At 73.8% G+C, this 5,986-nt stretch carries 5 protein-coding genes; 2 read left to right on the forward strand and 3 right to left on the reverse strand.

Features of this window, described 5'->3' with window-relative positions; translation table 11 throughout:
- The 3 genes from CCN39_RS48040 to hutH form a co-directional block, all read right to left on the reverse strand.
- Positions 1-615, reverse strand: a 615-nt coding sequence (locus CCN39_RS48040) for a M20/M25/M40 family metallo-hydrolase (protein WP_143264482.1), incomplete at its 3' end; no start/stop codon positions are given.
- Positions 612-2,264: a urocanate hydratase gene (gene hutU, locus CCN39_RS48045; RefSeq protein WP_086853869.1), complete on the reverse strand. Its 1,653-nt coding sequence runs from the start codon at positions 2,262-2,264 to the stop codon at positions 612-614. The genes CCN39_RS48040 and hutU, both read right to left, overlap by 4 nt.
- The gene (gene hutH / locus CCN39_RS48050; RefSeq protein WP_086853871.1) at positions 2,264-3,790 is read right to left on the reverse strand and encodes a histidine ammonia-lyase; all 1,527 of its coding nucleotides are present in this window, start codon (positions 3,788-3,790) and stop codon (positions 2,264-2,266) included. Before hutH ends, hutU begins: the two co-directional genes overlap by 1 nt.
- Positions 3,791-3,874: 84 nt before the next feature.
- Between hutH and CCN39_RS48055 the strand changes: the two genes are divergently transcribed.
- Together CCN39_RS48055 and CCN39_RS48060 are read left to right on the forward strand one after the other, a co-directional pair.
- On the forward strand, positions 3,875-4,657 hold the full coding sequence (locus tag CCN39_RS48055) for an IclR family transcriptional regulator (RefSeq protein WP_086853873.1): 783 nt from the start codon (positions 3,875-3,877) through the stop codon (positions 4,655-4,657).
- Positions 4,658-4,777: 120 nt separating this feature from the next.
- The coding region (locus CCN39_RS48060) for an MFS transporter (RefSeq protein ID WP_208630697.1) at positions 4,778-5,986 on the forward strand (1,209 nt) is incomplete at its 3' end.

The raw sequence follows: 5,986 nt of genomic DNA on the forward strand, positions 1-5,986 counted from the left end.
CACCGTGCTGCCGACCGCGACCGGCGCGCCGAGGTCGATCAGCCCGCGGCCCTGCTCGACGTGCAGTTCGAGGAAGTGCCCGATCCGGCCGAGCCGCTCGGCGTCCGGGCCGATCCGCGCCGGGTCGACGCCCGCCTTCGCGGCTGCCTCGGCGAACGTCACGCCGTCGGCGTCCCGCAGGCCCCGCGCCTTGTCGGCGTCGATGGTGCCGGTGAGCAGCCGCGAGCCCAGGCAGGGAACGCCGAAGCGGCCACCTTCCTCCTCGGCGAACACCACGACGGCGAGCGGGCGGCGGGGCCGGAACCCCTTGGCCTGCAACGTCTCGACGGCGGCCAGCGCGCTCACCACGCCCAGCGGGCCGTCGAACGCGCCGCCACCCGGCACCGAGTCGAGGTGGCTGCCGGTGACCACGGCGTTGCGCCCCGGCGGCCCCCACCACGCCCAGATGTTGCCGTTGCGGTCGGTCTCGACGTCCAGCCCGAGGCCCAGCGCGCGCTCGACGAACCACTCGCGCAGGTCGTGCTCGGGCGCGTCGAAGGCGTGCCGCGAGTAGCCGCCGCGCTTCGGGTCGCGGCCGACGTCGTCGATTTCGGCCAGCAGGCCCGAAGCGGTCACGCCTGCTCCCGCATCGGGACGCGCACACCCCGCTCGTCGGCGACGTCGGCCGCGCGGTCGTAACCGGCGTCGACGTGCCGGATGACACCCATGCCCGGGTCGTTGGTGAGCACCCGTTCCAGCTTCTGCGCGGCCAGGAGCGTCCCGTCGGCGACGCTGACCTGGCCGGCGTGGATGGATCGGCCCATGCCGACGCCGCCGCCGTGGTGGATCGACACCCAGCTGGCGCCCGAGGACGTGTTGACCAGGGCGTTGAGCAGCGGCCAGTCGGCGATCGCGTCGGAGCCGTCGGCCATGCCCTCGGTCTCGCGGTACGGCGAGGCGACGCTGCCGGAGTCGAGGTGGTCGCGGCCGATGACGACCGGCGCCTTCAGCTCGCCGCTGGCCACCATCTCGTTGAACCGCAGGCCGGCCAGGTGGCGTTCGCCGTAGCCGAGCCAGCAGATCCGCGCCGGCAGGCCCTGGAAGGCCACGCGTTCGCCGGCCAGCCGGATCCAGCGCGCCAGGGATTCGTTCTCCGGGAACAGTTCCAGCATCGCGCGGTCGGTGGCGGCGATGTCCTCGGGGTCGCCCGACAGCGCCGCCCAGCGGAACGGGCCGTTGCCCTCGCAGAACAGCGGGCGGATGTAGGCGGGCACGAAGCCGGGGAAGTCGAACGCGCGCTCGCAGCCGCCGAGCTTGGCCTCGCCGCGCAGCGAGTTGCCGTAGTCGAAGACCTCGGCGCCGCGGTCGAGGAAGCCGAGCATGGCGTCGACGTGGTCGGCCATCGACTCGCGCGAGCGGTCGGTGAACTCGTCGGGCTTCTTGGCCGCGTAGTCGTGCCAGTCCTCGACGCTGACACCCTTGGGCAGGTACGACAGCGGGTCGTGCGCGGACGTCTGGTCGGTGACGATGTCGACCTCCACACCGCGGCGCAGCAGCTCCGGCAGCACCTCGGCGGCGTTGCCGACGACACCGACGGACAGCGCGCGCTTCTCCTGCTTGGCCTTCGTGACGCGGGCGATGGCGTCGTCCAGATCGTCGGCGACCTCGTCGAGGTAGCGGGTCTCGACCCGGCGGTGCGCGCGCTGCGGGTCACACTCGATGACCAGCGCGACACCGTCGTTCATGGTCACGGCGAGGGGTTGCGCGCCACCCATGCCGCCGAGCCCGGCGGTGACGGTCAAGGTTCCGCGAAGCGTGCCGCCGAACTTCTTCTTCGCGACGGCGGCGAACGTCTCGTACGTGCCCTGGAGGATGCCCTGGGTGCCGATGTAGATCCAGGAACCCGCGGTCATCTGGCCGTACATGGTCAGGCCCTGCTGCTCCAGGCGGCGGAACTCGGGCCAGGTCGCCCAGTCGCCGACCAGGTTCGAGTTCGCGATCAGCACGCGCGGCGCCCACTCGTGCGTGCGGAAGACGCCGACCGGCTTGCCCGACTGCACCAGCAGCGTCTCGTCGACGTCCAAGGTGGTCAGTTCGCGGGTGATCGCGTCGAAGCTGGCCCAGTTGCGGGCGGCCTTGCCGGTGCCGCCGTAGACGACCAGGTCCTCGGGCCGCTCGGCGACGTCCGGGTCGAGGTTGTTGTGGAACATCCGCAGCGCGGCTTCGGTCTGCCACGACTTGGCGGTGAGCTGGGTGCCGCGGGCGGCACGGACGACGCGGGACATCAGACCTCCAGACGGGCGGCGTCGAGGACGGCGCCGGAGCGGACGAGTTCTTCGGCGGCCGCGATCTCGGGCGCCAGGTGCCGGTCGGGGCCGGGGCCCGCGACCTTCGTGCGGAGCAGGTCGCGGACCGCGCCGGTGACCGGCGACGGTTCCAGCGGCGCGCGGAAGTCCAGCGCCCGGGCCGCCGTCAGCAGCTCGATGGCGAGGACGGTGGTCAGGCCGTCGACGGCCTTGCGCAGCTTCCGCGCGGCCGACCAGCCCATCGAGACGTGGTCCTCCTGCATGGCGCTGCTCGGGATGGAGTCGACCGACGCCGGGACGGCGAGCCGCTTGAGCTCGCTGACCACGGCGGCCTGGGTGTACTGGGCGATCATGTGGCCGGAGTCGACGCCGGGGTCGTCGGCGAGGAACGGCGGCAGGCCGTGCGAGCGCGCCTTGTCGAGCATCCGGTCGGTGCGCCGCTCGGCGATGCTGGCGACATCGGCGATCGGGATGGCCAGGAAGTCCAGGACGTAGGCGACGGGCGCGCCGTGGAAGTTGCCGTTGGACTCGACGCGGCCGTCGGCGAGGACGACCGGATTGTCCACAGCGGACATGAGCTCGCGGTCGCCGACGAGCTCGGCGTGGGTCAGGCTGTCGCGCGCGGCGCCGTGGACCTGCGGGGCGCAGCGCAGCGAGTAGGCGTCCTGGACGCGGTTGCAGTCCGGGCCGCGGTGGCTCTCGACGATCTTCGAGCCCTGCAGCGCCTGCCACATCCGGGCCGCGGACTTCGCCTGCCCGGGGTGCGGGCGCAGGGCCTGGAGGTCGGCGGCGAACGCGCGGTCGGTGCCGAGCAGGGCCTCGACGCTCATCGCGGCGGTGAGGTCGGCGATGTCGAAGAGCCGGTGCAGGTCGGCGGCGGCGAGCAGGAGCATGCCGAGCATGCCGTCGGTGCCGTTGGTGAGCGCGAGGCCCTCCTTCTCGGCGAGAACGACCGGCTCGATCCCGGCGTGCTTCAGCGCTTCGTCCGCGTTCATCACTTCGCCGCGGTACGTCACTTCGCCCTCGCCCATGAGCGCGAGCGCGACGGCGGCCAGGGGCGCGAGGTCGCCGGAGCAGCCGAGGGAGCCGTACTCGTGGACGATCGGCGTGATGTCGGCGTTGAGCAGGGCCGCAAGCGTTTGCGCGGTGCCCGGGCGGACGCCGGTGTAGCCGCTGGCGAGGGTCCGCAGCCGCAGCAGCATCAGCGCGCGGACGACCTCGGCCTCGACGGCCGGCCCGGCCCCGGCGGCGTGCGAGCGGATCAGGCTGCGCTGCAGCGCGGTCCGGCTCTCGACGGGGATGTGGCGGGTGGCGAGGGCGCCGAAGCCGGTCGAAACGCCGTAGGTGGGCGTGACGGCGTGGGCGAGGTCTTCGATGTGCTGGCGCGTCGCGGCGAGGTTCTTCTCGGCGGCGTCCGTGAGCCCGACGGGCGCGTGACCCCGGACGACGTCGACGACCTGGGCGGCGGTCAGGGGCTCCGGGCCCAGGAGCACTTTTTCCGGCATGGCCTCATTGGACCCCTTCGGAACCGCTGGTGGGATGCCTCAACGGGTGGTTCTGTCTGGGATCCCAGACGCTAGGCTCGGGCCATGGGCGACAGCAGCGAGGTCCCGGCGCTGCGCCGCGGCCTGGCGGTGCTGCGCCTGCTGGCCACGCGCCCGGGCCCGGTCACCGCGGCGGCGATCGCCCGCGAGGCGAACCTCCCCCGTTCGACCACGTACCACCTGCTCAGCGAGCTCGAAGCGGCCGGTTTCGTCGTCCACCTGCCCGCGGAACGCCGCTACGGCCTGGGCATCGCGGCGTTCGAACTCGGCTCGGCCTACCTGCGCCACGATCCTTTGGAGCGCCTGGCCGGGCCGTTGCTGCGCAAGCTCGTCGACCGCGTCGGGCACACCGCCCACCTGGGTGTCCTGCACGGCAACGAGTCGCTGTACCTGATCAAGGAACGCCCGGCCCGCCCGGAGACGCTGGTGACGGAGGTCGGCGTCCGGCTGCCGGCCCAGTTGACGGCGTCCGGCCGGGCGATCCTGCGGCACCTCCCGGCCCCGCACGTCCGCGCGCTGTTCCCGGCGGCCTCGGCGTTCGTCCTCCGCACCGGCCGCGGCCCGCGCACGCTGGCCGAGCTGCGCCGCACCCTGACCGCGGAACGCCGCCTCGGCTGGTCGGTCGAGGACGGCCACGTCACGGCCGGTTTCGCCTCGGTGGCCTGCCCGGTCTTCGACCACGGCGCCCGCCCGCTGGCCGCGATCAGCGTCACCCTCCGCCACCACTGCGAAGCAGAGCCGTGCCCGGAGACGTGGCCGGACCTCGCCGCCGAAGTGGCGACGACGGCGGCCGAGCTGACCACCCGGATCGGCGGCCACCCCGCCTGACGGCCGTCGCGGGCCGTCCGGGGGCCGGGGCTGGTGCGAACGGGGCAACTGTCACCGAACGGCTCGATTCCACTCCGGTGGGTGATTACCGTGATGGGATTGCGGTTTCGAGGGGCACCGATGGATGACGCGCGGGTGAAGAAGGCCGGTTTCGGTGCGGTGCTCGCCGTCCCCGAATTCCGGGCGATGTGGACCGCCGAGCTGCTGTCCGTCTGCGGCGACCAGCTCGCCCGGGTCGCGCTCGCCGTCCTCGTCTACCAGCGCACGTCCTCGGCCGCGCTGACCGGCCTCACCTACGCCCTGACCTATGTGCCGTCCCTGCTCGGCGGCATCCTGCTGGCCGGCGCCGGCGACCGGTGGCCGCGGCGGGACGTGATGGTCGCGGCCGATCTGGCGCGGGCCGCGCTGGTCGCGGTCATCGCGATCCCCGGCGTCCCGCTGTGGGTGGTGTGCGTGCTGGTCGCGGTGATGACGGCGCTCGGCGGGCCGTTCAAAGCGGCGCAGCAAGCACTGCTGCCCACGGTTCTCGAAGGCGAGCGGTACCTCGTCGGGATGGCCCTGCGGAACGTGACGATGCAGGGCGCGCAGCTGGCCGGGTTCGCCGGCGGCGGCGCGCTGATCGCCGCGCTCACCCCGTCCGCGGCGCTGGGCCTGGACGCGGCGACGTTCCTGCTGTCGGCGTTGTTCCTGGTCACCGGCGTCCGCCGGCGGGCGGCGATCGCGCAGGCGGTCCGGCCGGCCTGGCTGGCCACGACCGGCGCGGGCATCCGGCTGATCTGGCGCGACCCGGCGTTGCGGACGCTGGTGGCGCTCAATTGGCTGGCCGGGTTCTACGTCGTCCCGGAGGCGCTGGCCGCGCCGTACGCGGCCGGGATCGGCGCGGGCGCCACGCTGGTGGGGCTGCTCATGGCGGCGGACCCCGCGGGCAGCGTGCTCGGCGGCGTCGTGTTCGGCAAGTGGATCCCGGAACGCGTGCAGCTCCGCGTCCTGGCCTGGCTGGGGATCGCGGCGGGCCTACCGCTGGTGGTGTTCGCCTGCCGGCCGGGCCTGGTGACGTCGGTGGTACTGCTCGCGGCGTCCGGCCTGCTGGCGACGGGCTACAACATCACCGGCACGGTCTCGTTCATGCGGCGGGTGCCCGACGAGCACCGCGCGCAGTGCGCCGGCGTGAACTCGGCGGGCCTGATCACGGTGCAGGGGGTCGGCGCGGCCGCGGCGGGCGCGCTGGCCGACGTGCTGGGCCCGGCGCACACCATCGCCGCGGCCGGGGCGGCGGGTGCCGCGGTGGCCGTGCCGATCGCGAGGGCGTGGCGCCGGGTCGGGGTGGCC

Source organism: Amycolatopsis kentuckyensis, assembly GCF_002155975.1.
Classification (GTDB): domain Bacteria; phylum Actinomycetota; class Actinomycetes; order Mycobacteriales; family Pseudonocardiaceae; genus Amycolatopsis; species Amycolatopsis kentuckyensis.

Bases quoted from the DNA above. Each gene is read 5' to 3' on its own strand.
- hutU (WP_086853869.1), bottom strand. From the start codon at position 2,264: ATGTCCCGCGTCGTCCGTGCCGCCCGCGGCACCCAGCTCACCGCCAAG.
- hutH (WP_086853871.1), bottom strand. From the start codon at position 3,790: ATGCCGGAAAAAGTGCTCCTGGGCCCGGAGCCCCTGACCGCCGCCCAG.
- CCN39_RS48055 (WP_086853873.1), top strand. From the start codon at position 3,875: ATGGGCGACAGCAGCGAGGTCCCGGCGCTGCGCCGCGGCCTGGCGGTG.